23 protein-coding genes are annotated in these 22,322 nt (G+C 38.2%); 3 read left to right on the forward strand and 20 right to left on the reverse strand.

Annotation, left to right across the window (positions count from 1 at the left end; all coding sequences use genetic code 11):
• Window positions 1–48 precede the first annotated feature (48 nt).
• A complete protein-coding gene (locus KIV10_RS09010; protein WP_214113178.1) occupies window positions 49–486 on the forward strand; it encodes an Hsp20/alpha crystallin family protein in 438 nt (145 codons plus the stop codon).
• A 65-nt stretch (window positions 487–551) separates the two neighbouring features.
• On the opposite strand, the gene rluF is transcribed toward KIV10_RS09010, so the two are convergent.
• Window positions 552–1,424: a 23S rRNA pseudouridine(2604) synthase RluF gene (gene rluF / locus KIV10_RS09015; protein WP_246516239.1), complete on the reverse strand. Its 873-nt coding sequence runs from the start codon at window positions 1,422–1,424 to the stop codon at window positions 552–554.
• A gap of 76 nt (window positions 1,425–1,500) precedes the next feature.
• On the opposite strand from rluF, the gene KIV10_RS09020 reads away from it, so the two are divergent.
• Window positions 1,501–3,030 carry a GH3 family domain-containing protein gene (locus tag KIV10_RS09020; RefSeq protein ID WP_214113179.1) on the forward strand — a complete coding sequence of 510 codons (1,530 nt, stop codon included), beginning with the start codon at window positions 1,501–1,503 and terminating at the stop codon, window positions 3,028–3,030.
• Here the strand turns inward: KIV10_RS09020 and KIV10_RS09025 are convergent, their stop codons facing one another.
• The 7 genes from KIV10_RS09025 to rimO all read right to left on the reverse strand — a co-directional run bounded on the left by KIV10_RS09025 (window position 3,031) and on the right by rimO (window position 9,496).
• Window positions 3,031–3,633, reverse strand: coding sequence for a hypothetical protein (locus KIV10_RS09025; RefSeq protein WP_214113180.1), 603 nt, complete (start codon window positions 3,631–3,633; stop codon window positions 3,031–3,033). It lies immediately after the preceding gene.
• A gap of 134 nt (window positions 3,634–3,767) precedes the next feature.
• Entirely contained in the window at window positions 3,768–5,765 is a 1,998-nt protein-coding gene (uvrB, locus tag KIV10_RS09030; RefSeq protein WP_246516240.1) for an excinuclease ABC subunit UvrB, read from the reverse strand.
• Between the two features lie 121 nt (window positions 5,766–5,886).
• Entirely contained in the window at window positions 5,887–6,180 is a 294-nt protein-coding gene (locus tag KIV10_RS09035) for a putative quinol monooxygenase (RefSeq protein WP_214113181.1), read from the reverse strand.
• 208 nt (window positions 6,181–6,388) lie between these two features.
• The gene (locus KIV10_RS09040; RefSeq protein ID WP_317194713.1) at window positions 6,389–7,558 is read right to left on the reverse strand and encodes a glycosyltransferase; all 1,170 of its coding nucleotides are present in this window, start codon (window positions 7,556–7,558) and stop codon (window positions 6,389–6,391) included.
• Between the two features lie 80 nt (window positions 7,559–7,638).
• On the reverse strand, window positions 7,639–7,932 hold the full coding sequence (locus KIV10_RS09045; protein WP_214113182.1) for a hypothetical protein: 294 nt from the start codon (window positions 7,930–7,932) through the stop codon (window positions 7,639–7,641).
• Entirely contained in the window at window positions 7,932–8,156 is a 225-nt protein-coding gene (locus tag KIV10_RS09050) for an addiction module protein (RefSeq protein ID WP_214113183.1), read from the reverse strand. Before KIV10_RS09050 ends, KIV10_RS09045 begins: the two co-directional genes overlap by 1 nt.
• A 35-nt stretch (window positions 8,157–8,191) precedes the next feature.
• Window positions 8,192–9,496 carry a 30S ribosomal protein S12 methylthiotransferase RimO gene (gene rimO / locus KIV10_RS09055; protein ID WP_214113184.1) on the reverse strand — a complete coding sequence of 435 codons (1,305 nt, stop codon included), beginning with the start codon at window positions 9,494–9,496 and terminating at the stop codon, window positions 8,192–8,194.
• A 204-nt stretch (window positions 9,497–9,700) separates the two neighbouring features.
• Here rimO and KIV10_RS09060 point away from each other — a divergent pair, with 204 nt between their 5' ends.
• Entirely contained in the window at window positions 9,701–11,599 is a 1,899-nt protein-coding gene (locus tag KIV10_RS09060; protein WP_214113185.1) for a S9 family peptidase, read from the forward strand.
• Between the two features lie 110 nt (window positions 11,600–11,709).
• Here KIV10_RS09060 and ftsY read toward each other — a convergent pair whose 3' ends face one another.
• The 12 genes from ftsY to KIV10_RS09120 all read right to left on the reverse strand — a co-directional run bounded on the left by ftsY (window position 11,710) and on the right by KIV10_RS09120 (window position 22,287).
• The gene (gene ftsY / locus KIV10_RS09065) at window positions 11,710–12,663 is read right to left on the reverse strand and encodes a signal recognition particle-docking protein FtsY (protein WP_214113186.1); all 954 of its coding nucleotides are present in this window, start codon (window positions 12,661–12,663) and stop codon (window positions 11,710–11,712) included.
• 128 nt (window positions 12,664–12,791) lie between these two features.
• Window positions 12,792–12,944 carry a DUF4295 domain-containing protein gene (locus tag KIV10_RS09070; RefSeq protein WP_214113187.1) on the reverse strand — a complete coding sequence of 51 codons (153 nt, stop codon included), beginning with the start codon at window positions 12,942–12,944 and terminating at the stop codon, window positions 12,792–12,794.
• Between the two features lie 9 nt (window positions 12,945–12,953).
• Window positions 12,954–13,136 carry a 50S ribosomal protein L33 gene (rpmG, locus tag KIV10_RS09075; RefSeq protein WP_045081706.1) on the reverse strand — a complete coding sequence of 61 codons (183 nt, stop codon included), beginning with the start codon at window positions 13,134–13,136 and terminating at the stop codon, window positions 12,954–12,956.
• A gap of 26 nt (window positions 13,137–13,162) precedes the next feature.
• Window positions 13,163–13,402: a 50S ribosomal protein L28 gene (rpmB, locus tag KIV10_RS09080; RefSeq protein WP_214113188.1), complete on the reverse strand. Its 240-nt coding sequence runs from the start codon at window positions 13,400–13,402 to the stop codon at window positions 13,163–13,165.
• A 78-nt stretch (window positions 13,403–13,480) separates the two neighbouring features.
• Complete coding sequence (locus KIV10_RS09085; RefSeq protein WP_214113189.1) at window positions 13,481–14,728, reverse strand: CinA family nicotinamide mononucleotide deamidase-related protein; 1,248 nt, start codon at window positions 14,726–14,728, stop codon at window positions 13,481–13,483.
• On the reverse strand, window positions 14,728–15,069 hold the full coding sequence (locus KIV10_RS09090) for an Hpt domain-containing protein (protein WP_214113190.1): 342 nt from the start codon (window positions 15,067–15,069) through the stop codon (window positions 14,728–14,730). The genes KIV10_RS09085 and KIV10_RS09090 overlap by 1 nt, the downstream gene beginning before the upstream one ends.
• Complete coding sequence (locus KIV10_RS09095) at window positions 15,070–15,681, reverse strand: fumarylacetoacetate hydrolase family protein (RefSeq protein WP_214113191.1); 612 nt, start codon at window positions 15,679–15,681, stop codon at window positions 15,070–15,072. It abuts the gene before it with no gap.
• Between the two features lie 11 nt (window positions 15,682–15,692).
• A complete protein-coding gene (locus tag KIV10_RS09100) occupies window positions 15,693–16,466 on the reverse strand; it encodes a 3'-5' exonuclease (protein WP_214113192.1) in 774 nt (257 codons plus the stop codon).
• A 100-nt stretch (window positions 16,467–16,566) separates the two neighbouring features.
• Window positions 16,567–17,886 (reverse strand): dihydrolipoamide acetyltransferase family protein, encoded by a 1,320-nt coding sequence (locus KIV10_RS09105; RefSeq protein WP_214113193.1) that lies wholly within the window; start codon window positions 17,884–17,886, stop codon window positions 16,567–16,569.
• Window positions 17,887–17,966: 80 nt separating this feature from the next.
• A complete protein-coding gene (locus KIV10_RS09110; RefSeq protein WP_214113194.1) occupies window positions 17,967–19,088 on the reverse strand; it encodes a glycosyltransferase family 2 protein in 1,122 nt (373 codons plus the stop codon).
• Between the two features lie 3 nt (window positions 19,089–19,091).
• Entirely contained in the window at window positions 19,092–19,709 is a 618-nt protein-coding gene (recR, locus tag KIV10_RS09115; RefSeq protein WP_214113195.1) for a recombination mediator RecR, read from the reverse strand.
• Window positions 19,710–19,794: 85 nt separating this feature from the next.
• The gene (locus KIV10_RS09120; RefSeq protein WP_214113196.1) at window positions 19,795–22,287 is read right to left on the reverse strand and encodes a T9SS type A sorting domain-containing protein; all 2,493 of its coding nucleotides are present in this window, start codon (window positions 22,285–22,287) and stop codon (window positions 19,795–19,797) included.
• Window positions 22,288–22,322 lie beyond the last annotated feature (35 nt).

Here is a 22,322-nt window from a genome sequence, read left to right on the forward strand (position 1 = left end):
ATTGCCAATAAATTAGAAAATAAATAAAACTTTAAAAAATATAAATATATGAAGACGCTAAACAACATGCACTGGTTGCCAAATATATTTGACAATCTTTATTTTGAAAATAGGCTGGATGCGCCTAAGAATTATGAAACATTTAGCACTCCGAAAGTAAATATTTTTGAGAATTTGGCGAATTTTGTATTACAAATTGCAATTCCGGGATTTGAAAAAAATATGTTTTCAATTGAAGTTGAAGAAGATACACTGAAAATTTCAACTAAACTGAAAAATGAAAATTCGGAAACCGAAAATAACAATGGAAAAGAAAAATTCCTGAGAAAAGAATTTTCTTGCGGAGATTTCAAGAGATCTTTTAAATTGCCCGAGAACGTGAACGGCGAAAATATCACAGCAGATTATGTAAATGGTATTTTGAAAATCACGCTTCCAAAAAAAGAAGAGAAAAAAGAATTTAAGAAAATGGTTGAGATTTCATAATTGAAATTTAATTTGGTTAGTTAGTTGAAAATGGCCGCGTACTACTCAATCGGTACGCGGTTTTTTTATTCCCTTCCCCTTCTTCTTTTTCCCTCAGTCTTTCTTAGTGTATTATTTTTTAAATCAGTTCTTTTTTCAGTTCGTTTAACCTCTGTGGATTTCTCGAATTTCTGATATGTCTTTGGCTGATTATCGCTGTCCGCAACGGATGCTTTTAAAATTTTTAATTCATTTTCCGTAAGATTGCGCCATTCTCCCACTGGTAAATTTCCCAGCTCCAGATTCATAATTCGTATTCGCTTAAGCGCTACTACCTCATAACCCAAATATTCGCACATCCTCCTAATTTGCCTATTCAACCCTTGGACCAATACGATTCGAAATTCAAATCGGCTTATTCTTTCTACCTCGCAACGTTTGGTTATTGTATCGAGGATTGGGATGCCGGACCCCATACGTTTTACAAAGTCGTCCGTCACGTGCCGGTCAACTTTCACAATATATTCTTTTTCGTGTTTATTCCCAGCACGTAAAATTTTGTTCACAATATCGCCTTCATTTGTAAGCAACAGTAGGCCTTCACTGGGTTTATCCAACCTGCCAATGGGGAAAATCCGCTCAGGATGGTTTACAAAATCAATAACATTGTCATCAAATCGAGTATCGGTAGTACAGGTAATTCCCACAGGCTTATTCAACATAATGTACACCTGTGTATCATTTTCGGTTATCAGTTTTCCATCAACCCGCACCTCATCCCCGGGCATAACCCTATCGCCCAGACCACTTTTGTTTCCGTTCACCGTAACCCGGCCTTTTTCAATTAAAGAATCTGCCTCGCGACGCGAACAATAACCGCTATCGCTTATCGCCTTATTCAACCGTGTGGAATCTGGATGGTTCATTTTTCTTGTAAAGATACTTCTACCTATTGACATATGAAAAAGGTTAAATTTCCACTAAACCTTTTCTGCAAATTTTCTAAAAGTAGTAGATTGAAAAAAAATTCTGAAAATGGCAATCTTAGGCTCAATTATTAAAACTGCAATCGATTTGAGAGGTGCGCTCGTTCCTGAAAAATCCCCAATAGAATCTCAAAAGGAAGTTTTGAAAATGCTACTGGAAAAGGCTAAAAAAACCTCCTTCGGAAAATATTACGGTTTTGAAAATATTCTGAAAGCCGAAAACATCGAAAAATCCTTCGCCGAAAATGTTCCGTATTTTGATTACCACGAAATGGATATGGAATGGTGGAGCCAGGTGCAACTAGGAATGGAAGATATTACTTGGCCCGGAAAACCAACTTATTTTGCGCGAAGCAGCGGCACAACGGGTAAATCCTCCAAAAAAATACCCGTGACTGATGAAATGATTGATGCCATTAGAAACACAGGAATCAAGCAAGTAGGAGCTTTGGCGAATTTTGAGGTGCCTTCAGATTTTTACGAAAAAGAAATTTTGATGCTGGGAAGCTCCACACACTTAGTCGAGGAAAACGAATTTTTGGAAGGTGAAATTAGTGGAATTAGCGCGAGCAATATTCCCTTTTGGTTTCGAGGTTATTACAAACCGGGCGAGGAAATTGCCCTAATGGAAGATTGGGATGAAAAAGTTGAAACCATTGCAAAACGCGCAAAAGAATGGGATATCGGTGCGCTTAGCGGCATTCCTTCCTGGATGGAATTGATGTTGAAAAAAGTGATTGAACACCATAATATTGAAAACATCCACGAAATATGGCCAAACCTAAAAGTATATACTTCAGGTGGCGTTGCATTTCAGCCCTATGAAAAAAGTTTCAATCAATTGCTGGCTGAGCCTATAACTGTGATTGACACATACTTGGCCTCAGAAGGTTTTTTAGCATTTCAGGAACGGCCAGAAACCACATCCATGAAATTGGTTACCGATACGGGAATTTACTTCGAATTTGTCCCCTTTTTGCCAGAATATATTAACAAGGATGGTTCGCTATCGCAAGATGCACCCGCACTCACATTGTCTGAAGTTGAAAAGGATACAGATTATGTTCTAATTATAAGCACCGTTTCTGGCGCGTGGCGGTATTTAATAGGTGATACAATTGCTTTTACAGATGTAGAAAAAGCAGAAATTAAGATTACCGGACGCACAAAATTCTTTTTAAACGTGGTGGGCTCTCAGCTTTCAGTCAATAAAATGGAAGTTGCGCTTTGCGAAATGGAAGAAAAATTCGATATAAAAATTCCAGAATTTACCCTTGCAGCAGTTAAAATTGATGACGAATTTTACCACCATTGGTATCTGGGGACGGAAACTTCAATTGATAGAAATGAAATTGCAGAAGCATTAGATTCTGCTTTAAAAGAGGCCAATAATAATTATAAGGTAGCACGCTCAAAAGCACTGAAAGGTGTAAAGGTAACAACAATCAATCCCAATATCTTTCACGAATGGAATGCAAAAAACAAGAAAAAAGGTGGGCAGGTAAAAATGGAAAAGGTAATGGATGAAGAAAAATTTGCTACTTGGGAGGCCTTCGTAAAAGAACAGCAATCAAAATAATCATTTTTGCATTTCGGTAATTTCTGGCTCTTCTTCAACCTTTCCTTTGTTGATGAGCTCCATAACTTCTTCTGGTGAAATATACAATCGGCGGATTCTTCGCTTATATTTTTCTGAAAGATTTGCGTTTTCGAGAATGAAATTTTTAGTTTTAAGAATGTATGCCCCCATACCGTGGGCAATCGCAAACGTATCAGCTGCACGTTCCACTTCTTTTATATGCATCGAGGAAAATAGATACTTAAGACCAAAAATTATCATTCCAAAATTTGTCCTTTCGCTGTAATCCATAAGGTGGCCCAGCTCGTGCCCAATCCAACCAATTTTCACATCAGAAGGAATGTCAGCCATTGTAAATTGCTCTCCTTCAATCTGAATTTTTCTGCTGATTAAAATGATATAATCTCTATTTTCCTTTCGCTTAAAAAAACTCGTGAATTTAGGTTGTGCCTGCATCGTGGACTTTTTGATGTTATCCTTGAATTTAAATTCAATAGAAGTGTCGTAAAGTTCAGGGAAAAATGCCAAAGCCTCCAAAACCTCAGTTTTGATGCTTTCGGGAATTATTTTATTGTCCAGATTTATGCTTTGTGTAGAGATCATTGAAAAAGAAAAATACAAAATAGGTTTTATGATGGAAGTTAAAAGCATTGTAAAATTTAAATTAGGAATTAGCCAAAAGCGATGAGAATATAGTAATAAAACTATCCATAGTACAATAATTATTGTTAATTGTACTACGCGTCCTCCAGTTGCTTTTGGAATGTTTTTATTTTATCCCGAAGTTTTGCCGCCATCATAAAATCCAGATCCTTAGCAGCTTTTTCCATGGCCTTTCGCGTATCACGAATTTTCTTTTCTATTTGGGGTTTTGTTAGATATTCCGTTTCGGATTCTGCTGCCAATGTTTCAGCTGTCTCAAAGGTATAAGCCTCTTGTTTTGCTTTGGTTAACGCATTATGAAACGATTTTTTGATCGCCATGGGCGTAATTCCGTTCGCTTCGTTATAAGCGATTTGCTTTTCTCTTCTGTATTGCGTTCCGTCAATGGTTTCCTGCATGCTTCGGGTAATTTTATCTGCATACATAATTGCTTTTCCATTCAAATTACGGGCAGCGCGACCCACGGTTTGGGTCAATGATCTATTGCTTCTTAAAAATCCTTCTTTATCAGCATCAAGTATAGCCACCAATGAAACCTCCGGTAAATCCAGCCCTTCACGAAGAAGGTTCACTCCCACCAAAACATCAAATAATCCCAATCGAAGATCCTGCATAATTTCCACACGTTCCAGCGTATCCACATCGCTATGGATATATCTACATCGTATCTGGACGCGCGTCATATACTTCACCAGCTCTTCGGCCATTCTCTTGGTCAATGTCGTTACAAGTACGCGTTCATCCTTTTCAACCCGTAATTGTATTTCCTCGAGCAAATCATCAATTTGGTTTAAACTTGGGCGGACTTCAATGGGTGGGTCGAGCAAGCCTGTGGGTCTGATAATTTGTTCAACATACACACCACCACTCTTCTCCATCTCGTAGTCTGCTGGAGTGGCACTCACATAAATTACTTGATTTTGAAGCGCTTCAAATTCTTCAAATTTCAAAGGCCTGTTGTCCATCGCTGCTGGCAAACGGAATCCATATTCCACCAGGTTTTCCTTTCGGGAACGGTCACCGCCGTACATTGCACCAACTTGCGGAATAGTTACGTGGCTCTCATCCACAACCATTAAATAGTCCTTCGGAAAATAATCGAGCAAACAGAAAGGCCGAGTTCCCGGAAGTCGCTGATCCAAGTAACGCGAATAATTTTCAATACCGCTGCAGTACCCCAACTCACGTATCATTTCGAGGTCAAAATTGGTTCGTTCCTCAAGTCTTTTTGCTTCCAAGTGTTTGCCAATTTCCTGAAAATAGGCTATCTGTTTCACCAAGTCATCCTGAATTGCACGAATTGCGCCCTGCAAAACATCGGGTGAGGTTACAAACATATTTGCCGGATAGATATTCAAGCGATCGTACTTGGCTTTAATGTTATTATTGAGCGGATCAAAAATTTCAATTTCCTCGATTTCGTCTCCAAAAAAATGAATTCTAAAAGCATCATCAGCATAACCCGGAAAAATATCTACCGTATCCCCCTTTATTCTAAAACGGCCGTGATTGAATTCGACTTCGGTTCTGGAATATAGGCTTTGCACCAACATATGAAGCAATTTGGTACGGGAAATTGTTTGCCCTTTTTGAAGACTGATTACGTTCTTCTGAAATTCCACGGGATTACCAATACCATAGAGGCACGACACCGAGGAAACCACCAAGACATCGCGACGTCCGGAAAGTAGCGAAGAGGTTGTGCTTAACCGCATCTTCTCAATTTCCTCATTGATGGAAAGATCTTTTTCAATGTAAGTTCCGCTGCTTGGAATAAAAGACTCTGGCTGATAATAATCGTAATACGAAACGAAATACTCCACCGCATTATCCGGAAATAGATTTTTGAATTCTGTATAAAGTTGTGCTGCCAGTGTTTTGTTATGTGCCAAAACAAGCGTGGGTTTTTGAACACTTTCAACCACGTTTGCAACGGTAAAGGTTTTTCCGGAGCCGGTTACACCTAGTAAAGTTTGGTATTTTTCTTCAGAATTTAAGCCAGATGCCAATGCTTTTATGGCTTGTGGTTGGTCTCCGGTAGGTTGAAATTCTGAAGCTATTTTAAAATTCATATATTCTTTTTCGATGCAAAACAAAATTACCTAAAAATAGTCGAAAACGTTTGAATTCGCTTACAATAGCGAAAACAAAGACAACTGTTTTTAGGTAGTTTTAGTAAATTATAATTACAGCTTACTTCGCAGCAAGTACATCAATTTTTTGGATTTTTGGATCTTCAGAAAGTAATTCTGAAGCGTTTTCCATCAAAGCTTTTGCAATTTCTCCGTTTAAATGTGCCTCCCGACCTTCCTCATTTTCAAAAGTGTCGAAAATGCCGAAGGTGTTATTATCAATTTTAAAGCTGTACCACGTAATGGTTTTTTCTTCTTGGCGTGCGAGTTCAATTGCACCTTTGATGAACGATTCCACTTCGGCTTCCTTGCCAGATTTCGCCTTTAACGTTGCCAATAATCCTAACTTTTTCATTATTTATAAATTTTATGGTTTTTGATTCATAAATATAACCTGCTGATATTTAAATGGAGTGAAGCTTTTGTTAAGGTTAACGGGATATGGGATTTGGGATTTGAGATTTGAGATTTAGACAACATTATTCATTATTCATTATTCATTATTCATTATTCATTATTCATTATTCATTATTCATTATTCATTATTCATTATTTATTATTCATTATTCATTATTAATTGCTCTATTTTTCTCCTCTATCCATTTGCTCAAATATTTGGTACTCTGCAATGTGTGATGCTGAAGTACTTGCCCTAAAAAATTTTGATTTCGGTAAAGTTTTAAATTTTTTTGAAGCCATTTGATTTTTACGCTAAAATTTTCAGAGTAATTTTCTTTCAAAAATTTCTTCTGAATAATGTCAAAACCCATTGCCTGTGAAGAATTCCAAAGATTTTCGTTAGAATAAAGTTGGACTGCAGATTCGATAAAATCTTCTTTTAATTCTGCAACAATTCCGCCAAAACTGGAATTCAAGGTCATTCCTTCCGCCCCAATCTCTGTGGTTACGGATGGCAATCCAAGCCGCATGGCATCAAAAAATTTGCCCTTCAATCCTGCGCCAAACCGCAACGGCGCCAATTGCACTCGATAGGTTTTCATCACATCCGAGACATTTTCCGCCCACCCTTTTATATAAAATCCCTCTTTACTATTTTGAAGTTGAAGGATTTTTTGCGGTGCGTAGGTGCCATAGATATGAAGTTCCGCCGTAGGAAGCGCTTTTTTTATTGCTGGCCAAATTTCTTTGAGTTGCATTACTGCATCCACGTTGGGCGCGTGTAGCAAATTGCCGATTGCCATAAAATTTTTACGCTCGCCAAATGTAGGGAGCGCCATTTTTTCTGAAACATTTTCCGCTAAAAAGGGCAAGTAATGAAGTATTTCTGAAGAAATTTTAAAGGTATTTTGAAGCAAATGCATTTCAACCTCTGAAATAATTAGCGAGAGATCGCAACGCAAAATACTCGCAATTTCACGCTTTGCATTTTCAGAAAAAATATTGGCATTTTCAACGGGAATATTATTTTTTACCGCTTCTTCCCTAGCCTTTCGCAGAAAATGCAGATCTTCAGTATCCAGAATTTTGACAGCATCAGGACAAATTTCAGAAACACGCCAACCGAATTGTTCTTCGGTAATATAACGGTCAAAAATGACTGTCTTTGGTTTTAATTCTTTCAAAAAATCATCAAAAGAAGCATCGTTGAGCAAAATGTTTTTCAACGAAATGTTTTTCAGATTTAAATCTGCAGTTCTTTCAGAAATTGTTGCTGTGCTTGCAAAGGTTATTTCGAAATTTTCCGCTAGAAACAAATCAATTAGCTGCATCATCCTGCTTCCAGCCGCTGTGGTTGCCGGCTCTGGATATGTGTGGCCTATTATTAAAAGTTGTTTCAGATTTTTTAAATGATTTAAATTCTATCCAACCAATTTTCTGGATTGCGACTGGTATGGAAAACGGCAATGACCTTTATTACTTTATTCTCCAAAATATAATGAATTGCGTATGGGAAAGATTTACAATAACAAATGTGGACATTCAAATATTTCTTTTGAAATGCCAGTGGGTTTTTCTGTATTAAAACATAAACCTCTTTTATTTCAGCGCGTAAACGACTTGATAAAATTTTGTTTCTTTTTTTATAACATTTAAGAGCATCCAGCGTATCTAAAATAGCAACATCGGAAATTTGAAGTGTAAACATTATTCAGGTTCATTGAGACGATTTTCATATTCGTCTATTGAATAGAAATTCAATTTTCCTTCGTTATTTGCTTTTAATCTATTGTCAAGTTCTTTTTTATGTGCTTGAGAAATTTCGTGGTTTTGATTCCCTGTGAGTAATTGTTTAATCTGCTCTAATACATTTTTATTATCAGAATTCAGCAACATCTGTATTAATTCAATTTTTTCAGCCTCTAATTTCATAATCAATTCTATATTGAACTAAGATAGCAAATTAATTAATTTGCTATTTCCGCATAAAGATCAAAATCTTCGGCGGCGGTTATTTTCACGTTAAAGAATTCTCCTGTACGCAAATAGCCATCTTCGGCATTTATCAAAACTTCGTTATCAACATCTGGACTGTCAAACTCCGTTCTTCCCACAAAATATCCGCCTTCTTTCCTATCAATCACAACACGAAAAGTTTTTCCAATTTTTTCTTGATTCAATTCCCAAGAAATTTGGGACTGTATTTCCATAATCTCATTGGCACGATCCATTTTTACGTCTTCCGGCACATTGTCCTCAAGGTTGTATGCGTGCGTATTTTCTTCGTGGCTGTATGTAAAACAGCCCAAACGCTCAAAACGCATATCCTTCACCCATTGTTTTAAGGTCTGGTAATCTTCTTCTGTTTCGCCGGGATAACCCACAATCAATGTCGTGCGGATTGCCATTCCGGGAACGGCGGCACGAAATTCTTCCAGCAATTTTGTAGTCTTCGCTTTTGTAGTCCCGCGACGCATCGATTTCAAGATGGGATCTGCAATGTGCTGCAGCGGAATATCAATATAACTACAGATTTTAGGCTCGTTACGCATAATTTCCAAAACATCCATCGGGAAACCGGTGGGAAATGCGTAGTGAAGTCGAATCCATTCAATGCCCTTAACCTTTACCAAATTCTGAAGAAGTTCAGCAAGGTTTCTTTTTTTGTACAGATCAAGGCCATAATAAGTCAAGTCCTGAGCAATAAGTATCAACTCCTTCACACCAGTGGCAGCAAGTTTTTCCGCTTCGGTTACTAAATCTTCAATGGGAGTACTGCGGTGCTTTCCGCGCATAATGGGTATTGCGCAAAATGAACACGGGCGATCGCAACCTTCTGCAATTTTTAGATAAGCATAGTTTTTTGGGGTCGTCGTAATCCGCTCCCCTATCAATTCGTGCCTGTAATCTGCACCCAGTGCCTTTAGCAGACCGGGAAGTTCCGTTGTTCCAAAGTATTGATCCACATTGGGAATTTCCTTCTGTAAATCTGGTTTGTATCTTTCAGAAAGGCAGCCTGTTACAAAAACTTTATCAACCAAGCCATCTTCCTTTTTTTGAACGTATTCTAAAATGGTATTTACGCTTTCTTCCTTCGCATTCGCAATAAAACCACACGTATTAATTACTACAATATTTCCTTCCTCTTCGTGCACAACTTCTTTGTTGCTCGCGCGCAACTGGCCCATAAGTACTTCACTGTCGTACACATTTTTGGAACAGCCCAAGGTTACAACGTTGATTTTATTTTTCTTTAAAGTTTTGGTACGCATAACTGATTTTTCGGTTGTCGATTAACGATTTACGAATTTTCTTTTGAATTTTCAAAAGTGCGCAAAGATACCATTAAATTGAATATAGAAATCAAAAACCCAATCCCAATTGCTGCCGGGACTAATTCCCAATTACTGCCAACTGTAACTGAAGACTGCAAACTATTTTAAGTAACTTTACAATTCCTATAAATAAATTCAAAAATGAAAAAAATAACGATTCTGCTGGTTCTTTTGTGCAGCGGATTTTTGTACGCACAAAAAGTGATGACGCCAGAACTTTTATGGCAGGTTAAAAAAGTAAGCCCTATTGGGATTTCGGATGACGGAAAAAAACTTTTCTACAGAGTTTCCATTCCGAATATGGAAGCAAATTCATTCGATTCAAAATATTATGAAATGCCCGTAGATGGGGGGAATTTCAGGGAAATTTCTAAAGACGAAGCGAATGTAGCCAATAAAAACCTCTCGCCTGACGGAAAATTTATGTTAATGGACAAAGCTGTTCCGGTAAATAAAATTTTGGGAAAAGATATTTACAGCGACCTTCCAAAATCTGATACATATATATTTACATCTTTAGATTACAGGCATTGGGACAAATGGAATGACGGAAGCTATAACCACGTTTTCTATAAAGACGTAAATTCTGGACAGGAAATAGATATTACGCCCGCCCAACCATATTATACTCCGCAGGCTCCTTTTGGCGGAGATGAGGATTATATCTGGGGACCAAAAGGCGAGAACATATATTATGTGAGCAAGAAAAATGCGGGAACCGAATACGCAACCAGCACAAATACAGATATATTTCAATATAATTTAAAAACAAAGAAAACCGAAAATCTTACTTCGGAAAATAAAGGATATGACACCCAGCCAGCTTTTTCAGAAACGGGTGCAATGGCCTACCTTCAAATGAAAACGGAAGGTTATGAAGCTGATAAAAATGATATTATTGTTTTAGAAAATGGTGTGAAGCAAAATTTAACGGCACAATGGGATGGAACCGTGAATGGTTTTTCCTGGGCTTCAAATAATAAGCATATATATTTTACAGCGCCAGTTGACGGAACTATTCAAATTTTTAAAGTTGATTATCCGGGAAAAACGAAAAAGATGCCGGTGGTTGAACAATTATCAAGAGGCCAGTTTGATGTAACAGGAATTGTTGCAGAACAAAATGGAAAATTGATTGTTACCAGGACCGATATGAACCACGCTTCAGAAATTTTTTCATTTGATCTGGATAAGAAAACATTCAAGCAGCTTACGCAGGTAAATACTCAAATGTACAGCAATCTTGATTTGCCACAGATTGAAAAAAGAATGGTCACTACAAAGGACAATAAACAAATGTTGGTTTGGGTAATCCTTCCTCCCAATTTTGACAAAAACAAAAAGTACCCTACTTTGCTTTACGCCCAAGGTGGACCACAATCTGCATTATCTCAATTCTATTCTACGCGATGGAATTTTCAATTGATGGCGTCACAAGGATATATTGTCGTTGCACCCAATAGACGTGGAATGCCAGGGCACGGCGTGGAATGGAATGCTGAAATAAGCGGCGATTGGGGTGGCGGTGCTATGCAGGATTATCTTGATGCAATCGATGATATTTCAAAGGAAAGTTATGTGGACAAAGAAAAAATGGGTGCTGTTGGCGCCAGTTTTGGCGGATATTCTGTTTTTTGGCTTGCCGGAAATCACGAGGGTCGTTTTAAAACGTTTATTGCGCACGATGGCGTTTTTGATACCCGAAGTATGTACGGTACAACTGAAGAACTCTTTTTCGTGAATCACGATTTTGGTGGTCCATATTGGGAAAAAAATAATGCCAAAGCCCAAAAAGCTTACAATGAATTCAACCCCATCACTTATGTGAATAAATGGGATACTCCAATTATGATCGTGCAGGGCGGAAAAGATTACAGAGTTCCTATTGAGCAAGGGTTACAAGCATTTCAAGCTGCAAAATTACAGGGAATAAAAAGCAAACTGCTCTATTTACCGGAGGAAAATCATTGGGTTCTCCAGCCACAAAACGCACTCGTTTGGCAACGGGAATTTTTTAGCTGGTTGAAAGAAACGCTTTAGCTTTTAGCAAAACTAAAATCACCACGGATTTACGAATAATAAGAACCTCCAAGGTTTTAAAAACCTTGTAGGAATATTCGTGGATTCGTGGTTTGTTTTTTCTGAAGAAATTATTTAAAAAATGAATCAACAAATTCAAATTTATTGAAAACCTGAAGATCTTCCATTCCTTCGCCCACTCCTATATATTTCACGGGAATTTGAAATTGATCGCTAATTCCAATAACGACACCACCTTTGGCGGTTCCATCAAGTTTTGTGACGGCAAGTGAGGTAACCTCAGTCGCAGCGGTAAATTGTTTGGCTTGTTCAAAAGCGTTTTGTCCGGTTGAACCGTCCAATACCAAAAGCACTTCGTGTGGAGCATCAGGGACTACTTTCTTCATAACTCGCTTCACTTTTGTGAGCTCATTCATCAGGTTTATTTTATTGTGAAGTCTTCCGGCAGTATCAATAATCACCACATCAGCATCTTGATTGGCGGCACTTTTAAGCGTATCAAAAGCAACACTGGCAGGGTCGCTGCCCATACTTTGTTTTACGATAGGCACATTTGTGCGGTCTGCCCAGATTTGAAGTTGGTCAATAGCTGCCGCCCGAAACGTATCCGCAGCGCCTAACACCACTTTTTTGCCAGCCTTTTTAAACTGATAGGCCAATTTGCCTATAGTGGTAGTTTTTCCAACGCCATTTACGCCCACGACCATAATCACATACGGTTTTTTGTTTTGGGGAATTTCAAATTCGGTAGCATTTCCAGAATCAATTTCGCTTAGCAGCCCCGCAATCTCTTCCCGAAGGATTTTATTAAGCTCATCCGTTCCCAGATATTTATCTTTTGAAACGCGATCCTCAATTCTATCAATAATTTTCAATGTGGTATTTACACCCACATCACTTGAAACAAGAATTTCTTCAAGATTGTCAAGTACATCATCATCAACCTTGTTCTTTCCCGCTACAGCCTTGCTCAACTTATCAAAAAAGGAAGTTTTTGATTTTTCCAGACCCTTGTCCAGGGTCTCCTTTTTTTCTTTGGAGAATATTTTTTTAAAAAAACTCATCTTTCAATCATCGATTACAGAATTCAAATTAGTTCAAATTCAAATTCTTGGGAAATTTTCTGAAATTCAAAAATACGAAAAGCCACTTTCGTAAAAAAGTGGCTTTTCATCAATATTATCTAAGCTGGTTATTTTTTGTTCAACCAGTCGTTTACCATTTCTGGAGCCATGATAGCTTCAGTAAAAGTGTAAGCTCCCGTTTTTGGCGATTTAACCATTTTAATCGCTTTGCTTAAACGTTTTGAACCTGTTTGTAAGGATGCTACTGATTTTTTTGCCATGACTCTTAATTATTTTATTTCTTTGTGAACCGTCATTTTCTTAAGAATAGGATTGAATTTTTTCAACTCCATTCTATCCGGTGTATTTTTTTTATTTTTCGTAGTAATATAACGAGAAGTTCCTGGCTTACCAGACTCCTTATGCTCTGTACACTCTAAAATAACCTGTACTCTATTCCCTTTTTTAGCCATTGTAAAAGACTTTATTTATTATGCAATTATTTGTTCAAGAAGCCTTTTTCACGAGCTTCTTTGATAACTGCGGATATTCCTTTTTTGTTAATGTTTTTTATTGCTGAAGCTGATACTCTTAGTGTGATCCATTTGTCTTCTTCAGGGATGTAAAAACGCTTTTTGAGCAAGTTTACATCAAACTTACGTTTGGTTTTATTCATTGCGTGCGACACGTTGTTTCCAACCATCGCTTTCTTTCCGGTAAGCTCACAAACTCTTGACATTTCCTTAACTTTTTTAAGTTATTTTAAAACAGGGTGCAAATTTAAGTAAATAAAATTTGATGTACAACAAAAAGGAATTCAGTTTTTTGAAATTTCTTTCAGAAGCATTTCCAAGGCTTTATTTGTAGCTTTATCAATTACACGGTACCGGTCATTCCCGAAATTGAACATCCCCGATTCCACTCCTTTCGGCGATGCAACTGCAATACAAACCGTACCAACCTCCGCATCAGAGTCGCCTTTTGTAGGTCCGGCAATTCCGGTCGTGGCGATTGCATAATCTGACCCAAATAGTTTATTTGCGTTTTCTGCCATACTCTCGGCAACTTCAACACTTACCACGGAAAATTTATCGATCAAAAACTGAGGAACGCCCAAAATTTTTGATTTTAAAGCAGTTTCATAGGGGATAATGCTTCCTTTTAAAAATGAGGAAACCCCAGCTTCAGAAGTTATTTGGCTTACAATAGCACCTCCAGTACAACTCTCAGCTAAACTTAATGATTGATTTTTATTTTTCAGAAGAACGGAAATTTTCCCCACAATGCTGGTCTCATCTTCGTAACCCACGGCAATATCATCAAGCATTTTATGAAGTGTCTCCATTTGTTTCGCCACTTTACCTTCCAATATTTCTTTGTCCCAACCAGTGGAGGAAAGCCGCAGCCGCACACGCCCAAGCGAAGGCAAATAGGCAAGCTTAATATCCTTCGGTAATGCATTTTCCCACTTTTCAATCCTATCGGCAATTGCACTCTCGCCCAAACCATAGGTTAATAGCGTTTTGTGGAATATGAAGGGGCGATTGAATCGTTTCAAAACACGAGGTAAAACTTCGGTCTGTAAAAGACTCTTCATTTCGTAAGGGACGCCGGGAAGCGAAACAAAAACCGTATTGTCCTCATCCATCCACATTCCTGGCGCGGTACCGTGCAGGTTTTTAAGCACAATAGCTTTGGAAGGAACCATAGCTTGCTGAAAATTGGCCGGCAAGGGTTTCTGTAATTGGTATTTTTGAAAAAGCTCTTTAATATTCTCGATAACCTCAGAATTTTCAACCAAAACATCGTTAAAGAAATCGCAAAAAGTCTGTTTGGTGATATCATCTCGCGTGGGGCCCAATCCCCCAGTGACAATAACTAAGTCCGCGTGTTTTTTTGCTTCGTTAAATGCTTGAAGAATATGATCCCTATCATCCTGAATTGAAGTAATTTGGTATACTTTTACCCCAACTTTGTTTAATTCCTTGGAAATGTAGGCTGAATTGGTATCAACAATTTGCCCTATAAGAATTTCATCTCCTATGGTAATTATTTCGGCAAGCATTACAGTTGAAAATCTTCTTTCAGCTCAGTAAAGACGTGCTTCAATGTTGTAACTATGTTCTCAACGTTGGGTATAATGGTAGCCTTATTTTTTGAAGTTTTTGACCAAGCTTCAATGCTTGTAATATCCTTCAAGCAATCGATACCGAACATTTCAATATTAGGCTTCATTTTGTGGGCAAATTGGTAGGCAAGCTCTCGATTGTCATTTTCCACGGCCTCTTCCAGTGAATTAAGGTCTGGCGGAATTTCATCCAAGAATGTTTGTGCCAGAATTTCTAAAAAATCTTCATCGCCATCAGCGATTTCAGTAAGATTTTGTTTTGCATAATGTCTTGCCATCTATTTAACTTTTATTGAAAACATCTCGGTTTCCTCGATAAACCCTTTTAATTGGTCTTCGGCCGCTACCCTACCTACACCTGCGGGCGTGCCTGTAAAGATAATATCGCCAATTTTTAGTGTAAAATATTTTGAAATATATTCGATTAAAGCATCAATTTTCCACATCATTAGCTTAGAACTGCCACTCTGGACAATCTTTCCGTTACGCTCTAGCCTAAAATTAATATTGTCAATATCTTGAAACGTTTCCTTCGGCAAAAAATTACCTACCACTGCCGCGCCATCAAAACTTTTCGCCTTTTCCCAAGGCAAACCTTTTTCTTTTAAATTGGCTTGGACATCCCTTGCCGTGAAGTCTATTCCAAGACCAATTTCGTCGTAATATTTATGCGCAAATTTTGCATCTATATGTTTACCTATTTTATTGATACGTACCAAAAGCTCTACTTCGTGATGGACATCATTTGAAAAATCTGGGATAAAAAATGGTTGCTTTTTCAAAAGAACTGCAGTGTCCGGTTTCATGAAAATGACCGGTTCCGTGGGAGTTGCGCTTTTTAATTCTGAAATATGGTCAGCATAATTGCGGCCTATGCATATTATTTTCACTTAACTGAAATTTAAATTTTTGTATTCAATTTTTGAAGTCGAATCCTGGTCAACACTTTTTTTGTATAAAGTGGAAAATCTGCATTCAAGAGCCAACCGAAATATCCCGAATCCGTATCCATGATATCACTTACAAGGCTTCCCTTGTATTTTCCGAAAGCAAAAACCTCAGCACCGTCCTTATTAAAGCCAATAAATCCGGCAAAGTCTGCAAAATCCCGGTGGGAGCTAAATTCAGAAAGGAAAGCAATATCATTTTCCAAATCTTCATAAGTATCCAATTGCGACTTTAAAACTTCGTAGGTCGCGTTTGTATCGGCTGCGGCGCTGTGTGCATCTTTTAATTCTTTTCCGCAGTAGAATTTATAGGCAGCTTCCAGTGTCCTTTTTTCTTTTTTATGAAAAATGGTCTGCACATCTACAGCAAGTGCTTTTTTTAGATCAAAGTCAATATCGGCGCGCAAAAGTTCTTCGGCCAAAAGTGGAATATCAAATCTATTTGAATTAAAACCTGCCAAATCTGAATCTTTTATCAAGGCATAAACTTTTGGTGCCAATTCCTTAAAGGTGGGTTCGTTAGCTACCATCTCATTAGTGATTCCGTGGATTTCAGAAACCGCTTTTGGAATATCCATTTCCGGATTTACGCGCCAGGTATAACTTTCTTTATTTCCGTTGGGAAAAACTTTAAGAATAGCTATTTCAACAATTCTATCTTTTGAAACATTGGTGCCCGTGGTTTCCAGGTCAAAAAAAGCGATTGGTTTTTTTAATTTGAGTTCCATTTTTAATTTTTGAATCACGGCTGTTTACATAAACAGCTTTTTTCATTTAAAATATAAAGGGGACTTGATTGCTCAATCCCCTTTTGCATTTTGCGAGTTTTTAATATTCCCTGTTTACATCCCAGGCTTCAAGATAATCTGCCACTCTTTTTACAAATTGCCCACCGAGCGCTCCATTTACGACTCTGTGATCATAACTGTGGGAAAGAAACATTCTGTAGCGAATACCAATGAAGTCTCCCTCGGGAGTCTCAATAACCGCGGGCACTTTCCTAATAGCACCGAGGGCCAAAATACCAACTTGCGGCTGGTTGATGATGGGCGTACCCATAATACTTCCGAAAGTACCCACGTTGGTAACCGTATAGGTTCCACCTTGGATTTCGTCTGGTTTCAACTTATTTTCTCGGGCGCGGTTCGCAAGATCGTTCACTGCTTTACTCATTCCCACAAGATTCAATTGGTCCGCATTTTTAATTACGGGAACAATTAAATTTCCATCGGGAAGTGCTGCCGCCATCCCCAGATTTATATTTTTTCTTTTAATAATTTTATCTCCATCTACAGAAATATTCATCATTGGAAAATCCTTCAGCGCTTTGGCCACGGCTTCCATAAAAATGGGCGTAAACGTGAGATTTTCACCTTCACGCTTCGCGAAAGCAGCCTTTACTTTATTTCTCCAATTCCAAATATTGGTAACGTCGCATTCAACAAATGACTGTACGTGCGCAGATGTTTGCGTACTATCCACCATGTGATGGGCTATAAGTTTGCCCATTCGAGTCATTTCAATTATTTCATCGCCACTGTTTACCGCAACTGGTGTTTTTGGTTTTTCCGGTTTCTGGGCTTGGGCTGAAGCTGGATTTTTCGCTTCAATTACAGTCTGTGGCTGCGCTTTTTGTGAGGAACGATTTTCAACGTATTCCAAAATATCATTTTTGGTAACACGGCCGTCTTTTCCTGTGCCCGATATGGCATCCAACTCTTGTTGGGAAATTTTTTCTTCCGCAGCAATATTTTTTACCAGTGGTGAATAAAAGCGATCTGCGGTACTTGCCACAGGTATAGCAGGTTGGGTAGTTTCTTTTGCCGTTTCAACTTGTTTTTTAACTTCCTTTAAAACTTCTTTTGGAGGCTGGTTTTTTTCTTCGGATTTTGGTGCATCCGATCCTCCTTCGGTTTCAATTATGGCAATGGTCTGGCCCACTTGCACTACATCATCTACATTGAAAAGTTTTTCAACCAAAACGCCATCCACCTCACTGGGCACCTCGCTATCAACTTTATCAGTAGCAATTTCGAGTACCGCTTCGTCGGCCTCAATTTTATCGCCAACTTCTTTAAGCCAATTGGTCAAAGTTGCCTCTGCCACGCTCTCGCCCATTTTTGGTAGTTTCAATTCAAATTTTGCCATAACAATATTTAGGTGTGCTTTTTTATTTTTAAAGTGATGCAAAATTAGTTAAAATTTGTTCGCCAAAGGTTTCAAAAATCTTAAAAAACCAATACACCGCCCTTTTCATCACTTTTATCGCTACCAATTATGAAGTTGCACCCAAAGGGCTTTATTCTGAAGATATTTCCTTTATTTTTTAGTTGTTTCATAAGCGAAAATATCTCGGAATAACCCATATAATCTGAATCAAAAATGAGCAAACTATTTTGCATTGAAACCAGCGGATGCACATTTTTTGAAGCCATTTGCAAAGGAACCGCGAGCGCGTCCATCAATTTTTCGACCAAGTCTATATTTTCAGTGAATATGTAATGCTTATTGATGGATGAAGCCGATTTTTTCTTCTTATTCTCTTTAAAAATTCTTGTTTTTTTTGCCAATGAAACGCCTGTAGCCACAGATTTATCGAAGAGAATATTGGTGTCAAAATGCTTTCTGTAAAAAATTTGCATTGCCCCATAAAATCTATCGAAATACGCATCGTCCCTTTGGGTACTTTCGCCCTTGTAGTGGAGGATAGTTTCGCTTCCCAAATAATAATTCTTGTAACCCGCACGCGTTATTTTGTAAGATAAATCTATATCCTCTCCATACATAAAATAATCTTCGTCAAAACCACCAACTTCATTATAAACCTTGCGTTTCATAAGCATAAATGCACCCACCAACACATCGATAGCTCCGTTCGCGGTCTCGAAGACCTGCGTAGCGTAATATTTTTGCGTAAAACCCGTAAGTTTTAAAAGGGATACCGCGGGAGTTGGTAAATTCCTCTTGCTTTCGGGAAGAAAATTTCCTGTGCCATCCATAAGATAAACGCCCAAAGCGCCCAGGTTTTTTTTTGCATCGACAAAATTCAATGTTTCAGAAAAAATATCTTTTCCTACTGCGGTATCTGGGTTCAAAATGCAGACATATTCACCGCTTGCCACTTTTACTGCCTGATTGTTGGCTTTGCTGAAACCAACGTTTTCCTTGTTTTCAATTAAAATAACATCAGGGAAATGCTTTTTGACCATTTTGCAACTTTCATCGGAAGAATTATTGTCAACGACAATAATTTCGGCATCCAAATTTTCTATTGCTTTTTGAACAGAAAGAATGCATTGATGCAAAAAATAGCAAACGTTGTAATTAAGAATTATTACCGAAAGTTTCAAAAGCTAGCTCTTAAGGGAAGTTTCAAAAGGAATACGGTGCAGGATGCTTCGGCCCAACGTAACCTCATCTGCATATTCCAGCTCGTCGCCCACCGAAATTCCACGCGCAATGGTAGTAGTAACCACGTTGAAGTTTTCAATCTGCCTATAAATGTAAAAATTGGTTGTATCACCTTCCATCGTTGAGCTTAGCGCAAATATTATTTCATTGATTTTTCCATCTTTTACTTTCTCAACAAGTGATGTGATGTTCAAATCGCTGGGACCAACGCCATCCATCGGTGAAATTTTTCCGCCCAAGACGTGGTAATGGCCACGGTACTGACTGGTATTTTCAATGGCCATAACATCACGAATATCCTCAACCACACAAACAATTTGTGAATCGCGCCGAGGGTTCGCACAAATTTCACAAAGTTGTGAATCACTAATATTGTGGCAATTTGTACAGAAATTGATAGTTTCTCGCATTTTGAGAAGACTGGAACTTAATTTTTGCGTTTGTTCTTCGGGTCTTTTCAATAAATGAAGAACTAACCGAAGTGCTGTTCGCTTACCGATTCCGGGAAGCTGGGACATTTCATTTACTGCGTTTTCAAGAAGTTTTGAAGAGAATTCCATGGTGTTTTTCTGGGGCGAAAGATAAAAAAAATGCTTCAGAAAAAATACATTTTCCGAAGCATTAAGAATTCTTAAAATTCTAAAATTATCCTTTTATGAGTTTTTTTGTTACCATACCGTTTTCAGTATTCAAGCGCACAAAATAAGTACCTGGATTTAAAGAAGATACGTCCATAGTATAGCTTTTTGATGAAAAAGCATCTGCTTCATAAATAAGAAGTTTACCCGTAATATCAAAAACCCTTACATCTGCCAGCATATTTTGCGGCAAAGATATGGTTACTTCAGATTTTGCTGGATTTGGATATAGGGCCACGCTATTTTCTGTTACCCTATCTGCTGTACTTAAAGTGCTCTCAACAAGTGGTGAAGCCCAAAGGCCACGACCATAGGTTCCGGCATATAGCATATTTGTTTCGTTGTTAATTTCAAGCTCATTGATGATTACGTTTGGAATCATATTGCTGTACGGTTGCCAATTCTCAAAAGTATTATCGATGTAATAAATACCGTAATCCATACCCAAATAAAGCCCATCTTTCCCATTGTTGTCCCATACCAACGCCAAAGAACTGAATTCTGGTAAGTTTTTCTTGTAATTGATCCAAGTATCGCCACCATCTTCTGATACCATAACCCTATTCCCGCTTGTAATTGCCACTGCAACTTTATTGGGATTTGTGGGATGAATCGCAATTGAGTTTATACTTCCACCGGGAAATGTTGTTTGAACCCAATCCGTAGCTCCGCCATCCGTGGTTCTGAACAAAAATGGACCACGGCTTGCATATATCACTTGATTATTGGAAGGTGCAATTTTTAAATTGTCCAAATTCACTTGAAAATTTTGGGAGATAGAAGTCCAAGTATTTCCTGAATTTACAGATTTATAAACCATATTATACCCCAAATAAAGGGTATTTGTTTGAACAGGATCTTGCTCGAAAGGCGTTACCCAATTCCCGGAACCATTTCCGGGTTCATTTATATCAAGGTATGAATTACCGCCGTTTAATGATCTATACAATTGCCCAAATTGTGATGTACCATAATAGATATTTGAATTTGTTTTATCGATAAACGTTTCCATACCATCTGCACCAAGCCAATCTCTCCAGCCACCAGCCTGCGTATAAAAGGAAGTTCCATTGTCTTGGGAACCTCCAGAAACTATAACATCCTGTGTTTGGGAAACACCAATTTTATAAAACTGACGAATTCCCATTCCAGATGTCAAATCTTCATAATAGTTTGCGTTTACGGTATTTGTAGTTTCAGCTTTAAAAATTCCTCCGTCCGTAATAGCAAATAATGTTGACCCATTAAAAAGAAGATCATCCACATCTGCGTGGCAATAGCCTATATTTTGTCCAGCAGCACTTCCAGGTATCCAATCTGAGGTTATTGAAAAATTTACACCAGCATTTGAAGATTTCCAAGTAAGAATTCCCGCAATGTGAACTTCATCCGCATCAGCAGGATTTACAGCAATTGCCATATCTCGGGGAGCTTGTCCAGAATTATCGTTACCTGTGGTACTGTAACCAAAAAAGTTAAGACCTCCATGATTGAGTAGTGTGAACGAGTCTCCACTGTTTGTTGAACTATAAAAGCCACCAAAAACATTATTGTTTGCTTGAAGTACATACACTCTATTGGGATCATCTGCGGAAACACCAATCATTTTTGGACCGTTTCCAAAGCCACTTATAGTAGTAAAAGTTGCACCACCGTCTGTAGATTTATGGAAGCCGCTTCCTGAAACATATACCGTATTAAGATTACCGGGTTTAAATTCAATATCATATCCTCTATTGTCCGTAACTGCTTGGGTCCAAGTTGTACCGCCATTTGTGGACCTATAAATGCCTGCATTTTCAGCGGTTGCAAACATAGTATTGACGTTTGTTGGATTGATAACAATTTTATTCACAATACTATTGCCAATAGTTCCCAACAAATTCCAAGTTGCTCCCGCATCGGTTGATTTAAAGATTCTTCCGTTTGTAGATCCGAAGAAATATGTATCATCATCCGTAGGATCAATTGCAACTGAATAAACTGAAAGGTTTGAGAAATAATCGCTTAATGGAGTCCAGGTTTGGGCACCATCAGTTGTTCTCCAGACTCCACCCGTATTGGCACCGGCAATCATATGATTACTGTTATTTTCGTCAATTGCTAAGCCTGTGATTCTTCCAACGCCGGGATTCCAGCCAGAAGTGGCATTCCATTGCGTTGGCCCTAGCTCTTGCCAATTGTCAGGAAGTACCATTCGGCTTTCTGCGGTATTATTCAAATAAGCATTCCAGTTTTGGAGCTCGATCAAGCGTTCTTTCGTTGTGGGCAAATAACCATTTTCCTTCACCATTCGCAGGGCATTGTATTCCCATCTTTTGAACTGTTTATATCCAGAACCCCTGCCTTTGTCCTTATCTGCAAAGTATGCTTCGGCGTTGTCAATAATTTGCTGGACGGTGTACGTACCATCATCAATCATCTGAAGATATTCTTGGGCTTGCGTATGTAAGGTTCCCAAAAATAACGTGGCAATAAATAAAATTTTGAATCGCATCATTTTAATTTCAAACTAGTTACAGTGAATTTTTTAAG

The sequence above is a fragment of the Aequorivita echinoideorum genome (assembly GCF_018476645.1).
Taxonomy (GTDB): domain Bacteria; phylum Bacteroidota; class Bacteroidia; order Flavobacteriales; family Flavobacteriaceae; genus Aequorivita; species Aequorivita echinoideorum.

Excerpts from the sequence above, each read along its gene's own strand:
- KIV10_RS09010 (WP_214113178.1), top strand. The coding sequence starts at position 49 with ATGAAGACGCTAAACAACATGCACTGGTTGCCAAATATATTTGACAAT.
- rluF (WP_246516239.1), bottom strand. The coding sequence starts at position 1,424 with ATGTCAATAGGTAGAAGTATCTTTACAAGAAAAATGAACCATCCAGAT.
- KIV10_RS09020 (WP_214113179.1), top strand. The coding sequence starts at position 1,501 with ATGGCAATCTTAGGCTCAATTATTAAAACTGCAATCGATTTGAGAGGT.
- KIV10_RS09025 (WP_214113180.1), bottom strand. The coding sequence starts at position 3,633 with ATGATCTCTACACAAAGCATAAATCTGGACAATAAAATAATTCCCGAA.
- uvrB (WP_246516240.1), bottom strand. The coding sequence starts at position 5,765 with ATGAATTTTAAAATAGCTTCAGAATTTCAACCTACCGGAGACCAACCA.
- KIV10_RS09035 (WP_214113181.1), bottom strand. The coding sequence starts at position 6,180 with ATGAAAAAGTTAGGATTATTGGCAACGTTAAAGGCGAAATCTGGCAAG.
- KIV10_RS09040 (WP_317194713.1), bottom strand. The coding sequence starts at position 7,558 with ATGATGCAGCTAATTGATTTGTTTCTAGCGGAAAATTTCGAAATAACC.
- KIV10_RS09045 (WP_214113182.1), bottom strand. The coding sequence starts at position 7,932 with ATGTTTACACTTCAAATTTCCGATGTTGCTATTTTAGATACGCTGGAT.
- KIV10_RS09050 (WP_214113183.1), bottom strand. The coding sequence starts at position 8,156 with ATGAAATTAGAGGCTGAAAAAATTGAATTAATACAGATGTTGCTGAAT.
- rimO (WP_214113184.1), bottom strand. The coding sequence starts at position 9,496 with ATGCGTACCAAAACTTTAAAGAAAAATAAAATCAACGTTGTAACCTTG.
- KIV10_RS09060 (WP_214113185.1), top strand. The coding sequence starts at position 9,701 with ATGAAAAAAATAACGATTCTGCTGGTTCTTTTGTGCAGCGGATTTTTG.
- ftsY (WP_214113186.1), bottom strand. The coding sequence starts at position 12,663 with ATGAGTTTTTTTAAAAAAATATTCTCCAAAGAAAAAAAGGAGACCCTG.
- KIV10_RS09070 (WP_214113187.1), bottom strand. The coding sequence starts at position 12,944 with ATGGCAAAAAAATCAGTAGCATCCTTACAAACAGGTTCAAAACGTTTA.
- rpmG (WP_045081706.1), bottom strand. The coding sequence starts at position 13,136 with ATGGCTAAAAAAGGGAATAGAGTACAGGTTATTTTAGAGTGTACAGAG.
- rpmB (WP_214113188.1), bottom strand. The coding sequence starts at position 13,402 with ATGTCAAGAGTTTGTGAGCTTACCGGAAAGAAAGCGATGGTTGGAAAC.
- KIV10_RS09085 (WP_214113189.1), bottom strand. The coding sequence starts at position 14,728 with ATGCTTGCCGAAATAATTACCATAGGAGATGAAATTCTTATAGGGCAA.
- KIV10_RS09090 (WP_214113190.1), bottom strand. The coding sequence starts at position 15,069 with ATGGCAAGACATTATGCAAAACAAAATCTTACTGAAATCGCTGATGGC.
- KIV10_RS09100 (WP_214113192.1), bottom strand. The coding sequence starts at position 16,466 with ATGGAACTCAAATTAAAAAAACCAATCGCTTTTTTTGACCTGGAAACC.
- KIV10_RS09105 (WP_214113193.1), bottom strand. The coding sequence starts at position 17,886 with ATGGCAAAATTTGAATTGAAACTACCAAAAATGGGCGAGAGCGTGGCA.
- recR (WP_214113195.1), bottom strand. The coding sequence starts at position 19,709 with ATGGAATTCTCTTCAAAACTTCTTGAAAACGCAGTAAATGAAATGTCC.
- KIV10_RS09120 (WP_214113196.1), bottom strand. The coding sequence starts at position 22,287 with ATGATGCGATTCAAAATTTTATTTATTGCCACGTTATTTTTGGGAACC.